The organism is Methylomonas defluvii, from assembly GCF_033949435.1.
In the GTDB taxonomy this organism is placed as follows: domain Bacteria; phylum Pseudomonadota; class Gammaproteobacteria; order Methylococcales; family Methylomonadaceae; genus Methylomonas; species Methylomonas defluvii.
On sequence record NZ_JAXARY010000005.1, the window covers coordinates 96,533 to 117,030 of the forward strand.

13 protein-coding genes are annotated in these 20,498 nt (G+C 54.6%); 2 read left to right on the forward strand and 11 right to left on the reverse strand.

Annotated elements, in window-relative coordinates; genetic code table 11:
- Nucleotides 1–196: 196 nt before the first annotated feature.
- From QLH52_RS07205 to QLH52_RS07255, 11 genes are all read right to left on the reverse strand, one after another.
- Nucleotides 197–2,563 (reverse strand): TonB-dependent receptor domain-containing protein, encoded by a 2,367-nt coding sequence (locus QLH52_RS07205; RefSeq protein WP_101053886.1) that lies wholly within the window; start codon nt 2,561–2,563, stop codon nt 197–199.
- A gap of 129 nt (nt 2,564–2,692) precedes the next feature.
- Nucleotides 2,693–3,703 (reverse strand): FecR family protein, encoded by a 1,011-nt coding sequence (locus QLH52_RS07210; RefSeq protein WP_319961068.1) that lies wholly within the window; start codon nt 3,701–3,703, stop codon nt 2,693–2,695.
- Between the two features lie 89 nt (nt 3,704–3,792).
- Nucleotides 3,793–4,299 (reverse strand): RNA polymerase sigma factor, encoded by a 507-nt coding sequence (locus tag QLH52_RS07215; RefSeq protein ID WP_319961069.1) that lies wholly within the window; start codon nt 4,297–4,299, stop codon nt 3,793–3,795.
- 268 nt (nt 4,300–4,567) lie between these two features.
- The gene (locus QLH52_RS07220; RefSeq protein WP_319961070.1) at nt 4,568–5,791 is read right to left on the reverse strand and encodes a PepSY-associated TM helix domain-containing protein; all 1,224 of its coding nucleotides are present in this window, start codon (nt 5,789–5,791) and stop codon (nt 4,568–4,570) included.
- Between the two features lie 251 nt (nt 5,792–6,042).
- Nucleotides 6,043–8,478, reverse strand: coding sequence for a TonB-dependent siderophore receptor (locus tag QLH52_RS07225; protein WP_033158271.1), 2,436 nt, complete (start codon nt 8,476–8,478; stop codon nt 6,043–6,045).
- Nucleotides 8,479–8,844: 366 nt separating this feature from the next.
- Nucleotides 8,845–9,816 carry a FecR family protein gene (locus QLH52_RS07230; protein ID WP_319961071.1) on the reverse strand — a complete coding sequence of 324 codons (972 nt, stop codon included), beginning with the start codon at nt 9,814–9,816 and terminating at the stop codon, nt 8,845–8,847.
- A 182-nt stretch (nt 9,817–9,998) separates the two neighbouring features.
- On the reverse strand, nt 9,999–10,520 hold the full coding sequence (locus QLH52_RS07235; RefSeq protein ID WP_033158269.1) for an RNA polymerase sigma factor: 522 nt from the start codon (nt 10,518–10,520) through the stop codon (nt 9,999–10,001).
- Between the two features lie 368 nt (nt 10,521–10,888).
- Nucleotides 10,889–12,103, reverse strand: coding sequence for a sialidase family protein (locus tag QLH52_RS07240; RefSeq protein ID WP_033158267.1), 1,215 nt, complete (start codon nt 12,101–12,103; stop codon nt 10,889–10,891).
- Between the two features lie 39 nt (nt 12,104–12,142).
- Nucleotides 12,143–14,671: a TonB-dependent siderophore receptor gene (locus tag QLH52_RS07245; protein ID WP_319961072.1), complete on the reverse strand. Its 2,529-nt coding sequence runs from the start codon at nt 14,669–14,671 to the stop codon at nt 12,143–12,145.
- A gap of 177 nt (nt 14,672–14,848) precedes the next feature.
- Nucleotides 14,849–15,841 (reverse strand): FecR family protein, encoded by a 993-nt coding sequence (locus QLH52_RS07250; protein ID WP_319961073.1) that lies wholly within the window; start codon nt 15,839–15,841, stop codon nt 14,849–14,851.
- Between the two features lie 72 nt (nt 15,842–15,913).
- Nucleotides 15,914–16,429, reverse strand: coding sequence for an RNA polymerase sigma factor (locus QLH52_RS07255; protein WP_319961074.1), 516 nt, complete (start codon nt 16,427–16,429; stop codon nt 15,914–15,916).
- 419 nt (nt 16,430–16,848) lie between these two features.
- Between QLH52_RS07255 and QLH52_RS07260 the strand changes: the two genes are divergently transcribed.
- On the forward strand, nt 16,849–19,257 hold the full coding sequence (locus tag QLH52_RS07260) for a TonB-dependent siderophore receptor (protein ID WP_205451752.1): 2,409 nt from the start codon (nt 16,849–16,851) through the stop codon (nt 19,255–19,257).
- 499 nt (nt 19,258–19,756) lie between these two features.
- Complete coding sequence (gene mtgA / locus QLH52_RS07265; RefSeq protein ID WP_033158262.1) at nt 19,757–20,497, forward strand: monofunctional biosynthetic peptidoglycan transglycosylase; 741 nt, start codon at nt 19,757–19,759, stop codon at nt 20,495–20,497.
- The last annotated feature ends 1 nt before the right edge of the window (nt 20,498 follow it).

Sequence of the window (20,498 nt, forward strand, 5' to 3'; positions counted from 1 at the left end):
TCACCCCAACCTACAGATAACGCCTTACCCGACCTATGTGACTGGCCGCCTTTCTTGCATAAGACGTTTAGGCGTAGGAAATCCGCATCGTATCGACCGGGTTTGGCGGGAACTGTGTGCCATTCCCGCCGCCATTTCGGGCCGGAGCGGCATGCCCCGCCCCGCTTAGGCCTTAAAATTGGCAACCCGCCAGTGCTTAAAACCGGTATTCCACGCCACCGAATACCGAGCGGGTCGCGCCGGGATTGAACTGGTCCAAATCGGCACCATTCGCATTGCCTAGAACCCACACCGACGACGCATAATGCTCGTCGGTCAAATTTCGGCCATCGACGAACAACTTCCAATGTTTGCCGTCATCCCAACCCATGCGTGCGCCCAACAGCGCATAAGGTTTGGCGGCCAGGGTGTTGGCGAAGTCCGCATAATTGGAACTGACGATGCGGGCATTGGGGCCGATGTAAAAGCCGCTGGGATGCTGGTACAGCGCTTCGACGAAAGCATTGTGTTCGGGAATGCCGGGCAAGCGGTTATTGCGAAGCGCGGGGTCGCTGTCAAACGTAAAGTCATTCCAGGTGTAGTTGCCGCTGAGCCGTAAGTTATCGCCCGACGCCGCCAGATTTAGCGGTAAAGTGGTTTCCAAGCCGAGTTCGACACCACGATGCAAGGTCGTGCTATCGGCGTTGGTGGAGGAAAAGGCCGTTGGATTTCTGGGATTGGAAACAATCAAGTACTCGTTGTTAACCCAGGACTGATAAAAAGCCAAGTCCCATTTCAAGCGCTGGGCTTGCCCGCGCGTGCCAATTTCCACGGTGCTGGCAGTTTGCAGATTTCGTTTGGGTTGGAGATAAATGTTGGCAAGATCGGCCATTTTTGGCGGTTCAGCGCTACGGCTGACATTGCCGTAAATCTGTGCTTCGTCGGTGGCTTGCCAAGTAAAGCCCAGCTTGGGGTTAGCCGTGAAGAAATCTTGATTGGCTTGGTTGCTGGGTCTGGCGGCACTAGCCACATAACCTTCGTACCGTTCGTAATTCACATCGCGATAATTCAATTGAATGCCGGCAATCAAGGTAAACCTGTCGGTCAAACTCAATTGATCTTCCATAAACGCTTCGACATTCAGCCAGCGGTCACGCTCCGCCGTCAACAACGGCCCAAGCTGTCTGCCGACGATGCCGTAGTTTTTATCGTTGATAAATTGCCATTGGGTCAGACCGCCCCAAACTACCCGGTTATTTAAACCCAATAACTGGCCGTTGATCTCATGCCGCCAGTTAAAGCCGACATCCTGCCACTGGTCGTGATTGCCGCTATCGGTATAGTCGTAACGATAGTTATTGATCGAGTAATAAGTGCCGACATCGAGTCGATCGCCGCCATGCAATTTTACCGAATGCTTTAGATCGAAGCGGTAAGATGAAAAGCCGTTAGGTAAGGACCAATCGTTGGGGTTTTGCTGGGGATTTTGGTCGATTTGTCGCTTGCTCAGCGTTGCCGGCCACAAGAAATTATGGTTTTGCGCATCGAAATACAAACGGGTTTCGTGATTTTCGTTCCAGCGGTAGCCGACATTGCCATGGCCTAAAAACTGCTCTTGATGATTGTTTTCCCGGGTCGTATCGGTATTGACGTAGGAAAACGTGCCGAAAACATCCAATCCGTTTTCAAACGCTTTACCGCCGCTGAAATAAGGTCGGTAATAATCGTTGGTGCCGCCGACGATGCCGATTTTCAACCCATTGGCGGTATACCCGGTCGGCGTGATGTAGTTGATGGCGCCGCCCAAATTGCTGCCGCCGTATTCCAAGGCATTGGCACCGCGATAGACTTCGATATGCTCGATAGCATAAAGATTGAGCGCCTCGACATCGAACGTCCCGTTGGCGTGAGTAAACGGCATGCCGTTGCGCAGAAATTTTATTCCGCGAATCGGCGAAATATCGGAATTGCCGTCCGAACCGCGGATGGAGATGCGCGATCCACCGGTCGCGCCGGCACTAATGTCGCCCACATAAACGCCCGGCGCCGTCGCCAAGGCATCGCTGACCGACAAGGGCGCGCCTTCTTCGATCCGCTTGCCGTCGATCACCGACGTACCGCCCGCCACGCGATTCAGTTTGATTTGCGATTCTTGGAGCGATGGCGTAGTCAGGCTTGGGCTTTCGCTTGCTAAGGCTTTACCCGTCACCGTCATCGTCGGCAAGGTTGTCGTACCGGCGGCGGACTGCGGTTCCACCGCCGCCGCCTTTTCCAAGGTGACGGTATTGCCGTTGCTGAACCGGTACTGCAGCCCGGAGCCGCGCAGCAAGTTCCGCAGAGCCTGTTCCGGCGTATAACGGCCGATTAATTCCGGCGCGGTGATGCGCTCGGCAATGTCGCCTTCATACAGCACTTGCAAGCCGGTGAGTGCGGAAAACCGGATCAGCGCGGAGGACAGCGCTTGGGAGCGAATATCAAAGGTTTGCGCGGTTTGCTCGGCAGACAGGATAACAGTAGGCGTCAATAGGCCGGCAGCAAGTGCTACGTAGAGTGGGGCACGGCAAGTGTGTGCGGGGTATTTCATGCGTCTATCTCCTTTGTCGATGGCAGGTGTTACCGACAAAGACGACGCGGGTTCGGGCTTACCCTTAGTGCCGAGAAAAATATTTTTATATTCGTTGGCTAACGGCGCAAGGCGCGCCCATCTATTACGTCAATACAACAACACCCAATCGCCCGGCATCCGCAAGGCCTTGGCTTGCAGCGTGGTGGTCAGCGCGGCCAGCACAGCATCGGGGTCGGCGTTGTTGAAGACACCGTTGACCACCCGCTCGGCCAACCGCGGATTGACCGCGACAATCCGGCCGCTGCGATAGCGGTTAATTTCTTCCAATACTTGCGTCAAAGGTTGGCGGTGAAACACAGTTTGGCGTCGTCGCCAGGCCAATGCATCGTCGTTGTCGAGCCGAGCAACGGCTTGCAGCCGGCCTTGCCGGTATTCGGCTTGCTCGGCGGCGTGCACCAACGCCTTAGCACTATCGGCGTCAACTTCTACGGTGCCTTCGCTAACAACGACGCGCAACTCGTCGGCTTGTTTACGAACGCTGTAGGCGGTACCGACGGCGCGCGCGGTCGCCTGACCGCCGTCGACGACGAACGGCCGTTGCTTATTAGGCGCGACTTCGAAATAGGCTTCGCCGCGCAACAATTCGATCTCCCGCAAGTTGTCGCTGTAACGGACCGCCAGTGCCGTATCGGTGTTCAAAGTCAGCCGAGAGCCGTCTTCCAATTCGATACTGAGTTGCTGACCGGCTGCGGTATGGTAATCGCTGCGCCAGTTTTGCCAGTGCTCCGGTAAGCGCCAGCCGGCCACCAGCAACAACAGCCCCAGGCAGGCTGAAGCAAAACGCAGCAGGTTTCGGCCGCTCGCCGACGATTGTAAGCGCCCCACACCCAGCGCCCTTCCGGTGGAAAAAGTCTCGGTTTTAAATTGGGCGGCATCCGCTTGCAGGCGTTGTTGAACCCGCTCCGCCGGCTGTTGCAGCAGGCTCCATAGCTTGTGGGATTTATCGTAGGCTTCGGCGTGCCGAGGATCGGCGTGGTACCAAATTTCAAATTGGCGGCGCACATCGTCGCTGACGTCATCCGCTTGCAAGCGGGTAAACCAGGCGAGTGCCTGGTCCGAGAGCGAACCGGAAGGCGCGGATTGGAGCTTATCGGACATGGTTGGGAGCGCGAAGCGTTGAGCCGAGGCAGGCATGATGCCACGATTTTAGAACGGGGTTAAGTTGCATGATACAAACGCACGGCGCATCAAAGGAAATCGATGCGGTCTTTCAAATGCTTCAAGGCCTTGTACATATGGGCCTCCACGGTACGCGCCGATATGCCCAGCTCGGCGGCGATTTCGGAATAACGCTTGCCTTCCACTCGGCACGACAAGAACACCTTGCGGCATTGCGGCGGCAGTTCGTAGATAAGTTTTTCGAACAATTCCATTTGTTGTTGCCCCTCCAGCATGCTGTCCGGTTGCGGTTGTCTGCAAACGAGGTCTTCCTCGACCAAGCCGCCGTCGCGTTGCTCGTGTCTGGCCCGGCTGCGCAAATGGTCCAGGGCCAGATTGTCGGCGATGCGGAACACAAACGCCCGCTGGTTGACGATCTCGCCGTCGGCGGAATAGCGGGCGATGCGCAGATAGGTTTCCTGAATCAAATCGGCCGCGGTTTCCGCGCAATTGACCTTATGCGTCAAAAATTGCTGGAGCTCCTTCTGATAGAGCAGAAAGCTGGCCAGTAAATCGGAATCGGTAATTGCATCCATGAACACATAGTCGGCAATGAAACGTCTTCCGCTGCAGCAACTTTTAAGCCACTAACCTGGGAAGTCAGTGTTGTACGGCGCTTGATCCGTCAGTCGGCGGGATTGATGCCAAAACCCTCGAAAGCGCGACGAGCAAAGTGCGGCATATCACGCACTTTTAAATTGCGCATCCTGCTTCTAAGCACGCCTTGCGGAGCGGCAAATTCAGGCACCTCGTGTCGGTCGAAAATATTGACCACTCGTTTCGGCACCTGATAACGGATCGGAATCAGCCCTTCCGTACTTGCTTGGTCCTGGATTTTTGCCGCCAGCGAATCACCCCGGTGACGAATAGCACCGGGCAGGCCAGTCCGGTGATAAACACCAAAATCCGCCCGGTCATGCCGAAGGCCTGGCCGGAATGCAGCGGCCATTGCCAATGGGTGAAGATTTCGCCGGCCGTGGCGGTCGGCAGGCCGGGGTCGTCCAAGTCCAGAATCTTGCCGCTGTAACGGTCGATTACCGTGCAGCGGCGTTGCAAGATACTGTCGGGTGCATCGACGCCGTCCTGGCATACAGTGTAAGTCTGGCTGGGATTCGGCGCGCCGTAAATCCAGTGTGGCCGGCCTGTTGGGTATTGTTTCAATGCAATAGCCACGGCTTGATCCATGCCGATGGTCGGCGCATCCGGCGTAGATGGCGTGGAATGAAACCAGTAGCGGTAAGTCACCGGCGAAAACAATTCCAGCACCGGCACCACGTTATGCGGCAGCACCATGTAAACCCCGGAAAAAAGCACCGGAATCATCACCAACGCGGTGTAAAAGCCGCTGGTTTTATGCAGGTCGTAATTGAAGCGCACCTTGCCGGCACCGGCTTTAAATACCAGTGCTTGCCGCCATTTGCTGGTCAGCGGCCACCAGACGATTAGGCCGGTCAGCGTGGAGATGATCAATAATATGCCGGACAGGCCGACCACTACTGTGCTGATGTCTTTGGGCAACAATAAGGCATAGTGCAACTTGAACATTAGGCCGATGAAGGTGTTGGGCAACCAATCGCCGGATCGTTCCTGGAGCTGTTTACCGGTGACTTTCGCGGTGTAAGGATCAACGCCTACTTCCCAGCGTTCCACCGCACCGTTGGCATCCGCCACCGCGAAGCGCAGCTTGAAGCTCGCAAACTCGTTACGCGGATACGTGGCGAAGTTGTGTTTGGCTTGTGGTGGCATGGCAGCTTTGCCGGCCGCGAAAATTTCAGCCAGGGGCCGATACTCGGCATGTTCCGGCGGTTGTACCGTCAACATCTCGGGATGCAACGATTCGTCGATCTCGGGATAAAACACCAAGACGCTGCCGGTGATGCCGTAAATAGACAGTAACAAGCCAAGCGTCAGCCCCAACCAAAGATGCACGGTTAGCCAGCGTTGGCGGCGGGCTTTGAGGCGGGCAAGCGAATGGTGCTCTGGTTCGCTGCGAACGATAAGGCCGGATTGAGGATTGGTTACATTCATCGCAGTAACAGATTTGAGTTGAGAATTTGAAGAGTCAGGGCTTTGTATCCAAGCTCACCAACCCTTGTTTTTATGTGTTTCATTTGGATAAGACGTTTCCCGGCCAAAATTCCTCACGCGCTACGAGTTAGACCGGCAAGGCGTTAATCGGAATTTCTCCAAGCCAAATACCTTTACCTTGAAACCAAGCCGATCATGGTTTGAACTGGCTCACCATGATCGGCTTGATAGGATTACCGAGCCATCCGGCGTCAGAACTCCACGCGGATCGAGCCCATGAAGTTGCGCGGCGCGCCCGGCTGAGTCAAATAGCTGTTAAATGCCGATGTTTCGTAAATCGTCTTATCCAACAGATTATTGACGTTCAACTGCGCGGTCACTTTAGACTTGCCTATCTCCCAGGAATAGCCGAGCAAGGCATCGACTCTGACGTAGCCCGGCATTTGCCAATTATTCAAATTATTACCTTGGCGCTCGCCAACCAGATACGCGCCGGCGCCAACATTTAGGCCACGCAAAGCGGGATCTTGAAATGCGTATTTGGCCCAGAAGCTGCCCGAATTTGCCGGCACGTTCCATAGCTTGCGGCCTTGATTACCGCTGTTATCCTGTGTGATGACTGCGTCGGTATAGGCGTAAGTCGCGATCAAGTTCAGGCCATCGGTAATCTGGCCCGATATGTCTACTTCGATACCACGGCTGCGGGCCTCGCCGGTTTGCACGGAAAACCGGGTATTTACCGGGTCCGGCGTCGCGATGTTTTGTTTGGTCAATTCGTAAAAGGCAACGGTGGTCATCAGCCGCTTATCGAACCATTCGGTTTTGAATCCAACCTCGTGCTGCTGCGCGGTTTCGGCATCCAGCGGTTTGCCGGTTGATGCCAACGCGCTGTTCGCCCCGCCCAGCGATTCCGTATAATTTCCGTACAGTGATAGCCAGGGCCAGGGTTGATAGACCACACCCACGCGCGGACTGAAAGCCTCGTTTTTAACTTCAGTCTCACTGTTTCTGGCAGCTGCGATGGAAGTCGAGGCTGCGCCGCTGCTGCGCGTTGCCCAATCGTAGCGCCCGCCACCCATGATATGCAGCTTGTCAAACAGGGTGATTTGATCCTGAAAGTAAGCGCCGTACCAATATTGTTCTAAGGTGCTGAAATTATTGAAACCCCGGCTGGCAGCGGATGGAACCTGTCCGTAGACCGGATTAAAAATATCAACCACCGGCCTATGGCTGGCGGGAGCGGGCGCACCAAAGAACCCCTGACCTTCAAAGTCTTCCCAAAAGTAATCGAATCCCGCCAATACCCGATGCTCGGTTCCAAATAGTTTGAATTTGCCGGTGAGATCGATACTGGTCGCGACGGTATCGGTAATGTCGATGGGCCTATCGGTCACATTTCTTACCGAGGTGCGATTATTCGCGGGATTGACCGGTCCTGGGAAAAATGAAGAATTGTTGATTTGGTAATCCAGCTTGTAGTAGTGAAAGCGATGCTGGATTTTCCAATCGTCGTTGAATTGGTGCGACCAATCAAACCCGATCAAAAACTTGTCGAATACCGATTTTTCATTATCCGAGCCAAAACCGTAGTAACGGCTGATCGGTACATTGGCCGGACGGTTGCCCTGTACCGGCAAGCCGGTATAACTGGTGCGGGTATCGTAGAGATACTCCAAATTCAAATTGATTTCGGTGCGGTCGCTGGGCTTCCATGTGAGGGACGGCGCGAAAAACACCCGTTCCTGATCCATTTTATCGATGAAAAATTCATTGTTTTGATAGGCCAAATTGACTCTGTAAAGCAAGGAACGGTCTTGGTTGATCGGTCCGGTTGCATCGGCTGTAGTACGGAACATATCGTACGAACCAAACTGCTGCTCCAATGCGTAATAAGGGGTATCCAACGGTTTTTTGGTAACAATGTTGATCAAGCCGCCCGGCTCGATCCGACCATACGCCGCCGCAGCCGGACCTTTCAGAACTTCCAAGCGTTCCAGATCGGCAACCTCTTGTACGGCACGCCGGATGCGCAGTCCGTTCCGATAAACCGTGGTGGTGCCATCGGTCTGAAAACCGCGTAACTGAAAGCCTTCGTACATCGGGTCGGTCGCCCAGTTTATGCCGCTGACATTTTTCAGCGCATCCTTGATTCGAATTGCCTGTTGGTCTTTCAATATCTGCTTAGGAATGACCTGTACCGACATCGGTAATTCCATGATCGGCGTATCGGTTTTCGTGGCGGCGCTGGCGTTGGGTAGGTGATAGTCCGAGTTATAGGGATCGTTAGGGTCCGACAGGGTTTTGCCCAGCACCGTCACACTCGGCAAAGTTGTCGTACCGGCTGCCGATTGCGGTTCGATTGGCTTTGCCGACTTTTCCAGCGTCACGGTGCCATCGGTCGCGGTTTGTGGTGTCAGACCGGTTCCGCTCAACAGTTTGTCCAGCGCCTGTTGCGCTGTAAAGCGGCCTTGTACGGCGTTGCCGCGCAGGTTGCCGGCCAATTGAGAGCTGAAGAACACCTTGATGCCGCTGGTTTCGGAAAATTGCAGCAAGGCATCCGCCAACGGTGCGGCCGGGATGGCAAACTCGATGGCAGTTTCCGCCGCACACCAGGGGCTGGCGCTCATCGCGACGGCAAAAACGGTTAAACAGAACGGGTTAAAGGGCGGTATTGTGCGCTGACTCATTGGGCATCCTGGCTTGTGATTGTGATGACGGCGGTTGGCGAGGGAAGGTGTTCCGTCGGCGTATCCGCAGGGGTTCCAAAGCAAAGACGAAGGGAGGGATGGGTTTTATAACCTGGCTGAGAAAATATTTTTGGCCGAGGGCGCAGCGCAATGCCCTCAGCGACCGGATGGGGCCTAGGCTCGGCGCCACGCCGCTCCGTAAAAGCTATGAAATTCACCCGGTCAATAATCCCGTGTAGGCAGTACTGGCGAATTTATCCAGGGCTTATTGGCAGGGGCTAAAAATTATTAATCCGGCCCAAAAATGCCGTTCACCTTTATGCCCCTGAGGGTGCGAACGGCATTTCACCGATAAATAGGGCCGGGTCAATAATGGCGGTGCAGAACGATTAATGCGTCGGTCAGACGGGTTTCGCTAACCGCCAAGGTGGTCTCGATAACCGTCAACGCCGCTTCCGGGTCGTTGGCGTCGAATACGCCGGTCACCAAATGCGCGGCCAAGTCGGGATCGGCGATGACGATTTTTCCCGGACGGTAGCGGTTTAGATCGTCGATGACTTGTTGCAGCGGCTTTTCCTTAAACACCAGGCGCCGCTCCTGCCAAGCGGCGGCTTGCCTGAGATTGGCCTGTTCCGGCGCGCCGCTTTTACCGTCGAGCGACGCGACGCGCTGACCCTCCGGCAGGCGCTCGATGGTCGCGCCGTCGGCAAACGCAACGCGCACACTGTGCTCGTAAACGGTGACTGCCAGGTCGCCTTGCCACTGTTTGACGTCAAATGCCGTGCCCAAGGCGCGAACCCTACCGCCGCCGGCAACGACCTCAAACGGTCTTGCGGCATCGGCGGCCACTTTGAAATAGGCTTCGCCGCCGTGCAATCGAATCACCCGCTGCTGTTCGGAAAAATCCACCGACAGCGACGAAGCGGTATTCAGAATCACCATCGAGCCGTCGCTGAGCTGAATTCGGCGCTGCTCGCCGGTGCCGGTGCGGAAGTCGGCAAAATAGCCGGCGTTAAACGCCCAGCCCAAACATAATGCCAGCATCAGGCAGGCGGCAATGGGCCAGCGCCATAGACCCGCCCCGGCCGCAGCTGCTCTGCCGGCTTTTTGTACTGATCGTTCGATTCGGCGAACTTGGGCCGGATGCAAGGTCTCCACGCGCCGAAAAAAAAGCTGTGTTTGTTGCCAGGCTTCCAGGTTCTCTCGGCTGGCCGCCAGCCAGGCCAGCCACAATTTTTCCTGCTCACTGTCGTAGAACGGCGATTCGCGCAGGGCCAGCCAGTATTCGGCTTGCTCTTCGGCGCTGGCGTCGGGAAAAGGCGGGAAGGAAGGGTTCATATCGAAAGTGGCTGTGCTGTCAACTCGGTGTCCTGATTATAAAACGCTTGTTGGTAAACTCAGGCCCGATGGGCAAAAACTATTAATTCGGCCCAAAATGCCGCTGGCCCTGCGGGTGTTGAAGGATTCAGGGTCAAAGGCGTTCCGGAAGTTGTTATCGACGGTTTGATAAACAAACCCGGTCAATCCAGATCGCCAACCTTCGCTCGGCAGTGGCGCATGGCCTGGGTCAAATATTTAAAGATCATGGTTTGTGATATGCCCAGCCTTTGTTCCACCTCTGCGTAACTGCAATGCTTGAGTTTGAGCAAGATAAACACTTCTCGGCATTTGGGCGATAAATCATCCAACGCAGTGACCAGTTGCTCTAGTTGTTGTTGCGACATGACAGTCCGTTCGGCGGATAGCGCAGATTGTACGCCTACTTCAGCCTCGTCATTTTCGGCGGCTTCCAGATCTGGGCCGGTATGGCGGCTGTGGCTGCGCAGATAATCGGTAGCCAGATTGGCGGCGATGCGGAAAATGAAGGCGCGGGGATTTTCCACGCTATCTTTGCCGCCGTAACCGGCATAGCGAATGAAGGTTTCTTGAAAAATATCCTGCGCCGTATCCGTACAGCTGATGCGTTGCGATAAAAACCGCAACAATTCGTGGCGATGCTTGTGCATCAGATCGGCAATGTCGGCGGCAGTCAATTCAAGCATGGGATAGTTTAGGTAGGCGGCCAAATAGGGTGTTGATTAAACCGGCCCTATTTGTCGCGGGTATGCCGTTCGGGCTGGCTCAGTACCTTAAGAGCGCTAAGGCGAGCGACATTAAGGGCTGGGTTAATAAGCAAGCAATATTTGCACCCAAACTTAGAAAAGAGAGGTTTTTTAGCGTGAGATTGTCCGGAAAGCCCGCCGGGCTTGAGGGACGGCGAAAATCGCTAAAGGCAATTGGGAGAAGTCGGCGGGCAATACGCGGCGAAACAACTGGATAAACTGTGTCATATGCCGCGTTTGGGAATGCTGGCGAAGGGCTCGGGACGAGCGGAATATCTCAAGGTCAATCTGCTCTTTTAGGGGCTTGTTTAGTCGAGGGATAAACTGACCAGGCGTACTTTCTTCTGAAGCGGATCGGTCCAGGCCACAAAAGCTTGCTTGCCGACGCGGGCCAGCGCCAGGTATTTGCTGGGCCATTTCGGGAAGCTGCCGCGATATACGGTGGTTTGCCGGCTGATTTTGCCCTTGCTGGTCACTTTCGCAACCCTTAGCTCATCGTCGGGACCATTGCGGCCGCGCCAGCTGACCAAGGCCGAGCCGTCGTCCAGCAGCAAGGCGTTGGTATAGCCGCTGGCGTCGGCATCCAGCTCGATAGGCGAATTAAAATGCGCGCCTTGGTCAGTGGAGAAAGCCAATTTCACCCGGCCTTTGCCGTCGGCGGCAGTGAACCAAGCCGCCACACCGGCGGTGGGCGTCAGATCAATGGATGGCCCATTACTGGGGCAACCGCCGATCACCCAGCCGTCCGCATGCACGTTAGCGATTTGCGGATTGCCGCCAGCCTGCCAGCGCACCGCGCTGATGTCGCGAATTTCCCCGGTGGCATGATCACGGTAGACCGTGACCAGTTGCTCGCCTTGTGCGTCGGTATAGCTGCGGCAGCAGGAGCAGACATCGTCATCCAGCACGATCTCCGGGCTGGCTTGCCAGTTTTTGTCGATGACGCTTGCCATCAGTTGATAGCGGTTGGTTTTTTTATCAGCCGCCGGGTCGTGGCTGGCGTGGCGCATGTCGGTCCAGACCAGCGCCAGCCGTGCATCGGGAAGCGCGGCCAAAGACATTTGTGCGTCATAAATTCGTGCCGCGTCGCCGTATGGTTTTAACGCCGGACTCCAACTCAAGCCACCGTCGATAGAACGTGCCAGTAAGATGTCCGCCGCATAACGATCAGTAGCACCTTGCCGATAAGGCATCCAGGCCGCCGCCAGGCTACCGTCGCTCAAGCCGATCACCACCGGCGGATCGGCCAGCTTGCCTTTCACTTGGACGACGGCGAGCGGGATGCTCCAACCCCCTTCTTCCAATATCGCAAACTTGGCGGTACTGGTTTCGGCGTCGGTTTCCACCCAGCTGACAATCAAATGCTCATCGGCGGTCTTGGCCAAATGGTGCTGCTGGCTGAAACCGGCCACCGGCAGGTCCAATTCGCGGAACGGCAGCGGTTTGGCCAATAGCGATTGGCTGATGCCGGCAAACAGCAACAGGCCGGCAAGGGTGTTTGTAATCAATTTGGCGTGGCGCATGATGGTTCTCGACGGTGGCGGACAGGTGGGCAATTTACCTCAATATTCCACCCGAATCGAGCCGATAGCCGTCAGCGGCGCACCGGGATACACGCCGAGGGCCGGCGCGACGTTGGAATCGGGGTCGGTGGACTCGTAATATTCCTTGTCCAGCAAATTGCGGATGTTGAACTGGGCGGTGATGCGGGAACCGCCGACTTTTTGCTTATACGCCAAAAAAGCGTCCAGCCGCACATAGCCCGGCATTTGGAAAGTGTTGGTATTGTCTCCCTCGCGTTGGCCGGCAGCAACACCGCCAAAACCCGCGCTCAAACCGTCCTTGGCGGCGTAGCCATTCATGTCGTAACGCAGCCACAGGCTACCGGAATGCTCCGGCACGTTGCTCATTCGATTGCCCTGAGTGCCGCCGCTGTAGTCCTTGATGATCCTCGCATCAGTAAACGCATAGCTGCCGATCAAACTGAATTTGTCGGTCAAATACCCGGTGGCGTCCAACTCAATGCCTTGGCTGCGTTGCAGGTTGGCGATACGGTCGAAAGGATCGGGGGTTGCATTATTGGCAACCAGAATATTGTCTTTTTCCAGATGGAAATACGCCAAGGTTGCCAATAGCCGTTGGTCGAACAATTGGGTTTTCAAGCCCACTTCGAATTGTTCGCCGATCTGCGGATCAAAACTGCGGCCATCAGCGGCTGGCGCGTTGTTAGCGCCGAACGAAGTGGTCCAGTTGCCGTAAAGACTGAGTTCGTCCATGGCCTCATAAAGGATGCCGACTTTAGGGCTGAAACCTTGGTCCTCACGTTTGAACTGGTTAATACGGCTCTCGGCGGTGGCGAAGTCAAAGCCGTTGCCGCGCCCGGTTTCAGTCCAGTCGTAACGGCCGCCGCCCATGATGTGCAGTTTGTCCCACAGCGTGATCTGGTCCTGAAAGTAAGTGCCATACCAGTTGTTGTAGATTCTGGCGTGGTTGCCAACCCCGCTATTGGTCGCGCTACCGAAGGTGTTGGATGTCAAAAATGCGGTATCAAAGGTGGATTGCGGAATGCCGTAGCTGGGCTCCGGATTGTATATATTGATAGCCAGCGCTGGGTTCGCTACTTGCCAGCGGCCGTTGACATTGTAATTGTTATAAGTCCGGTAGTAATCAAATCCCACCAGAACCTCATGCAAAATGTCACCCGTCTTGAATTTACCGGTCAAATCCAGATTGGTGGCGTAATGCTCCTGATCGGTAAACTGTTGAAAGATGTTGCGCTGCATCAAGCCGGTGGTTTGATTCAGCGCCGCCGCGGCATTAAAGGCCGGGCCCGGATTGACGAAGGTGGTATTGCCTTCCGCCAAGCTGGCCAGGAAACGATTGTGTATCGCCCAGTCGTCGTTAAAACGGTGGTTAATTTCGCTGCCGACTTTGACGCCGGATTGCTCGCCGTTCGGTGTATTCGGATCGCCCAGGTTGCGGCTGATCGGAATCGGCGCCGGGCGATTGCCGATAAACGGAATCCCAAAGTCGGCCGGCGCGGTTTTATCAGTGCCCTCAATATCAACGGTCACATCGGTGTCATCGCTGGGCCGCCAAGTGATGCTGGGGTTGAACACCATCCGGTCCACCGACACAAAGTCACGAAACGAACCGTTGCTTTGGTAAGCGCCGGAAAAACGATATACCAGCGATTTGTCGCTGGTCAGCGGCCCGCCGGCGTCCCATTGGGTCCGGTAGTGGTCGTAGTTGCCAAACTGCTGTTCCAGCGAGTAGTACGCCGTATCCAGGCCGCGTTTGGTGGTGAGATTGATCATGCCGCCGGGTTCGGTGCGGCCGTAAAGTTGTGCCGGGCCTTTGATTACTTCGATGTTTTCCAGGTTGGCGGCGTCGAAGTCGCCAAAGAAAGCCTCGCTGGCCATCAAGCCATTACGGTAAACGTTGCCGTTACGAAAGCCGCGAATAATGAAACCGGTACCGCCACCCAGGGACGGATTGGCGCGCACGCCGCTAACGTTTTCCAAAGCGTCCTTCACCTTGGTGGTTTTTTGGTCGTCCATCACCGCTCGCGACACCACTTGCACGGATGTGGGGTTCTCCATCAACGGCGTGTCCGTTTTAGTGGCAGCGAAGGATTTTGTCACCGCATAGTCCTTGCTGTAAGGATCGGCGGCGGTGCTGCGAGTGCGATTGCCGGACACGGTGACCGCCGACAAGGTTGAAACATCGTTGTGCGAGTCCGGCGCTTTTTGCAGGGTAATGGTGCCGTTACTGGTGGCACCGGCTACTACGCCGGTGCCGGCCAGCAGTTTTTGTAAGGCTTGCCGGGCCGTCAATTGGCCGCTGACACCGGGCGATTTCAAGCCCGCCGTCATTTCCGCCGGATAACTAAGCTGTATGTTGGCGGCGTCGGCAAAGGCATTTAATGCGCCGCTTAAGCTTTGTGCGGGGATGTCGAAAGCGATGTTTTGTTCGGCGGCAATGACGGCAGGTGTGCCGAGCACAGCGGCGATTGTCAGCGACAAAGGCCAACGATTATATTGGGTCGGCTTGCCTTTGCGGTGGGCTTTGCGGAACGGATAAGATGCCATTAGATTCTCCCTTAGCGAATGAATTGATCCCCCGAAAGATTGGGGTTGCAATGGAGACGGGCGAAATGCGTTTTCCCTCAGCTTGACGGTAAAACTATTTTTTGAAGCTAAGAAGATATGGCTGAATGGCGGCGAGCTTTGTCGGGCGATTTGGCTAGGCAATAAGCTTTGTGATGCTCAAGCGATCACCACCAGCCACGGTGTAAATCGGTAAATCCGGATTGGCAGGGTTTGTTGTAACGACTCCAGGGTTTTATCGGTGTCGCGAATATCGAAACGGCCGCTGACTTTCATGTCCTGCAATACCTGATTGCGGATTATCAGGCTACCGCGCCGATAGCGGCCAATTTCCGCAATCACCTTCTTGAGCGGCACATTATCGAACGAGACGCTGCCTTTTAACCATGCCGTGGCATTGTCGGCGGGCTGGTGGCGGATTTCGCCTTGGTGGCGAGCGCTGACCTCCATGCTGTCATTGGCGTTCAAGGTGGCCGGATTTTGCCGATCCCGGCTGACTTCCACCACCCCATTCACCACGCTGACCGTGTCGCTGTCGGCGTCTTCCTTAACCACGAAACGTGTACCCAGTACCCGTGTGTTGCTGTAGCGGCCATCCACTTGAAAAGGATGTTGAGCGTCGTGTTGCACCTCAAAAAACGCTTCGCCCCTGGCTAGCTGGACATAGCGCCGGCCATTACGCATGTTAACGTTAAGCGCGGTACCGGAGTTTAAAGTGACTTGGCTGCCGTCGCTGAGCTGTACGGTTTTTATTTCGCCGACGGCGGTGCAGTAGTCGGCCTGCCAGCAGCTTAATGCCGGCTGATAAATAAGCGCGGGGATGACTAGGCAGGCGGCTGCGGCTAACAACGGTTTGGCGCCGGGGGCGATATCTAAACGCCGCCTTGGGCTGTTGACTGGTTTACTATTCAGCGAAATCTGTGGCGACAGCGTGGCGGCGTCCAGCGTGGCGTGGAAATCGGCATCCTCCCAAAATGCAGTGATTTCGGCATAGGCCTCGCGGTGAGCAGGGTCGGCTTGGTGCCAGATTTGAAATAGCCGGCGTTCGTCTACCGTTACCGACTCGGCACGCAGCCGGACAAACCACATTATCGCCTGCTCGCTAATGGCATCGGGCTTATCAGAGTCTGCGGGCGGTTGGTTTTCAGTCATGGCTGCATTATAAGACGCTGGGCTAGGCGTATACCTTGGAGAAAAGGTAAGACGGTTTAGGCCGTAAAAACCTCAGTCGGTCCGATACGGGCGGCCAAAATGACTGCCTAGCTGTTTGCGGCAATACATTAAGCCTTTGAGGATGTGTTTCTCAACGGCGCTCTCGGAAATATCCAGAAAATTAGCCACTTCCCGATAACTCAAGCCATGAATTTTATGCAGGATAAATGCATCACGGCAGCGCGGCGGTAACTCGTAGATGGTTTGGTGCAACAGGGTGCGCCATTGTTGATCGGCTAATTCGGCTTCTACTCCGGCCAGTTGCGGCTCATCCAGATGCCGCGCCGCTTCCTGATGACGCTCGACGACTTTATGGTGGCGCAGGTGATCCATGGCCAGATTGCTGGCGGTGCGGTATAAAAATCCGCGCGGGTGGTCTATGGAGGTATCGTTGGCGGTGCGGGCCAAGATCAGATAGCTTTCTTGCAGCAAATCTTCCGCGGTTTCCGGGCATTTGACTATTCGCAGCAAGTGGTGCAGCAGCTCCTTGCAATGCAGTCGATACAGCGAGCTGATGTCCGGGGTCATGAGGTGGGGCTGGGCTTTAGTCGTTTGAGAAGCTCTGTCCTATGCCTGATTCGTGCCAGTAATGATTCAAATGCCGGCCAAGGCGCCGAATATCCTGATATTGCTGGCTTGGAGCAAAGATCGGCGGTTCGCATTCGCGCTACCCGCACAGATTTAACCGGTGTTGAATAGGTTATATGGCGCATCTGGCGCGGCATATAACCTATTTTTGATGGTGGCCGGTACGATACCGGAAAGCAAAATAGGGGGACTGATTAGCGGCTTAGCGAAATGCCGAGAAAAGCGTTCGATGTGTCGGGACCTGTAATGTCAGCGGCAGCCACTTAGTTGCCATGAATTTTTGTGCCTCACCTCCTGTTTTATGCCTGTCGTGCGTCAAAACAACGATAGTCATTATTTAACAACAGCGAGGGAAATTCATGGCGTTGAAACAAACATTTAGCGGTGGCCTGTTTGGACATGCTTCGGCACTGGTATTGGGGGCTGTGTTGGCGGTTTCCGGTACCGCGGCGGCAGATAGTGTCAGTCGGGCTTTCAGTATCCCCGCAGGCTCTCTGTCTACCGCGCTGAATCGCTTGGCGGAATCGGGCGGCTTGCAACTGGTCTACGACACGGCAATCACCGAGGGTCTGCAAAGCAAGGGCCTTAGCGGCCATTACACCCCGGAAGCCGCGTTGCAACGGTTGCTGGCAGACAGCGGATTGAGTTACCGCATGGCTGAGAACGGCAATATAGTGATCGAAAGGCAGTCTCTGAATTACAAACAGGACCCTACGGCCTTGCCGGCGGTGAATGTGGTTGGCAAAAAGGTATATGACCCTAACGACCCTTTCAGCCAGTTCTATGCGGTGCCGAATGCATCAACGGCGACCAAAACCGATATTGCGATCATGGACACCCCGGTATCTATCCAGGTCGTCCCCAAATCGATCATGAACGATCAGCAGGCGATCCGCATCGAAGACGCCTTGACGCAAAACGTCAGTGGGGTGCAGCGGGCTTACGGTACGGCGGATATGTACGAAAGCTTCATTATTCGCGGCTTTGCTTCCGACGATCAAATGTACCGCAATGGTTTCAGGCGCTCGATGGGCAAGTTCGATCCGGCGAATATCGAACAGCTCGAGGTGTTGAAAGGCCCGGCATCCGTGCTTTATGGAAGGTTGCAACCCGGCGGTATGGTTAATTATGTGACCAAAAAGGCGTTGGATGTGCCTTACTATTCCTTGCAGCAGCAATTTGGCTCCTTCAGTGAATTTCGTACCACGGTGGATGCAACCGGGCCGCTGGATAAGGATAAAACCCTGTTGTACCGGTTTAATGCCGCTTACGATGAAGGTAATTCTTTCAGAGATTTTGTTGATCACGAGCGGGTATTTATTGCGCCGAAATTGACTTGGCGGCCCAACGACCGCTTCGAAGCCAATGTCGAAATAGAAAAACGCCATGAAAATTACACGGAAGATTATGGTGTGCCGGTATCGGGCAATCGGCCTATTACAAACCGCAGATCCTTATTTACCGGCGATCCGGCCATTAAACCCAGCCAAGACACTACGCTGATTTATGCGGATTGGAGCTTCAAATTTAATGATGACTGGGGGCTAAGGCATAAATTTCAGTGGGACGAGACCGACATCGTATTCGGCGGCGTTGCGCCTAATAGTAAAATTAACGCGGATGGGCATACTCTGGATCGATTTGGCATCCTCGGCACCAGTAACCGCCGCTCTTACTCAACCAGCCTGGATCTCACCGGAAAGTTTCAAACTTTCGGCCTCAAACATAATGTTTTAGTGGGGGGCGATTGGTTCTTTTTTAACCAGGATGCGCCGGACAATAACTTTAGTTACGGCACCATACCGACATTCGATATCAACAATCCCCAATACGGCAATTTCGACATGGCGGCTCTGCGCGCCGAGCCCGCCAATTGGTTTTGGCGCTCGCGCGACGATTGGTACGGGGTGTATTTTCAAGACCAAATTACCTTGTGGGATAAGCTGCACATCATGGGCGGCGGGCGTTACGATATGGCAGGTTACGGCGGCTACGGCGGTACCTCCTGGGATGAAACCAAGGCTGGATTCAGCATGCAACACGAAGACAAATTCAGTCCGCGGGTAGGTATCGTTTACCAGCCTTGGGATTGGTTGTCTGTATATGGCAATTACGTTGAATCATTCGGTACGAATAACGGCCGTTCCGCTACCGGCGGCAATTTTGCACCGCAAGCGGCCGAGCAGTATGAAATCGGTTTCAAAACCGAGTTTTTCGATAAACGCCTGTCGTCAACAGTGGCGTATTATCATTTAACTAAAAATAATCTGATGACTTTCGACTTGAGCACGCCGGACCCCACCGATCAAAAAACTATCGGCGAGGCGCGTAGTCAGGGCATTGAAGTGGATATTAAAGGTCAGATCACCGACGAATTCAGCTTGGTGACGACCTACGCTTACACCGATGCAAGATATACCAAGGATTACAGCGGCTTGCAGGGCAATCGGTTGTTGAATGTGCCTGAGCATCAAGCCAGTCTTTGGGGTACTTATCAATTCACTGAGCACTTCAAGGCCGGTCTCGGCGGTGTAGTCGTCGGCAAACGCGAAGGCGACAACACCAATACCTATCAATTGCCAGGCTATACCCGGCTGGACGCCATGATGGCCTATGTGCAACCTATAGGTAAAACCCGTCTGACCGCGCAAGTCAATGTCTATAATCTGCTGGATAAGGAATACTACACCGGCTCAACTTCTTGGTTGCCTACCGCCAACGTTGGTGCCCCTATTTCCGCCATGGGATCATTGAAATTGGAATATTAATTCAATACGGGTTGATGGTGCTGCTGATAGAGCAGTGCCGTTAGCCCCTTTCGAATATCGTCGTGCAAGAGCTTTATTTGGGATAGAGGATGGGCGTATGGACAACTCAGTCTTGCGGCTCACGCTACGTTGAGTTGGATATTTACTGATTATTTGGAGCAGGCAGGAGGTGTAGAGGGCTTGGCGTCATCCCTGCCCGGATAAAAGCGGTTTTCCGCGCTTTTATCCAGGTATCCTTGGCGTCTTGTTTTCCATGTTCACGGGGGAGAGAACTTAAACATCCTTGACACCGGTCTTTATATAACAATATCCATGCCAAACTCTGGAGGCTACGTGATCCAGGATTTTTCGCTAAAATCGACGGCCATTCTGTTAATTTCTATGTTATTTGCCTCAATAAAGGCTTTGCTTTGCGGCATTTCCCGCAAAAGCCGCAGTTAGTCAATTCCGTGTTCAATCATGGATAATAAACATCCCAGTCACAACGCTCGAATCGCTCGTGAAGCATTTCCGTCATCCGGCCCGCTATCGCCAATTTTGGCGCCAACCCAAAACGGCGCTTTCTTTGCCGCAACGTTGCAAGCGCGGATTGGTTTATGCGGCGCTGTTTTTTGTGCTCAGTTCGCTGCTGCTGGTAGGCGTATTGCGGTACCTGCCCGCGCCGACGTCGGCATTCATGCTGCATCAGCATGTTGACGACCTGGTCGAAGGCCGACACTATAGAGGCATTGATCAGCGCTGGGTCAGTCGCCGGCATATTTCGCCGCACGCCTTTGCTGCGGTGGTCGCGTCCGAAGATCAATTGTTTTATCAGCATAACGGCTTTGATGTTGACGCCATCACCAAGGCTTTTAACCAATATTTGCGCGGCGGTAAACTGCGTGGGGCCAGTACGATCAGTCAGCAAGTCGCGAAGAATTTGTTTTTAAGCCCGGCTAAAAACTTCGGCCGTAAGGCCTTGGAGATCTGGTTTACGTTATTAATAGAGGCTATTTGGGACAAGCAGCGGATTCTGGAAATGTATTTGAATATTGCCGAGTTCGGCGATCATTTATTTGGTATAGAAGCGGCCAGTCGCCGTTATTTCGGTATTTCCGCCCAGCAGTTATCTGCCAATCAGGCTGCGCTGTTGGCGGCGACATTGCCGAACCCAATATTGCTAAAAGCCGATCAGCCCAGCGCTTATGTACATAAACGCCAAAGCTGGATCTTGGGCCAGATGCGGGTATTGGGGAATTGAT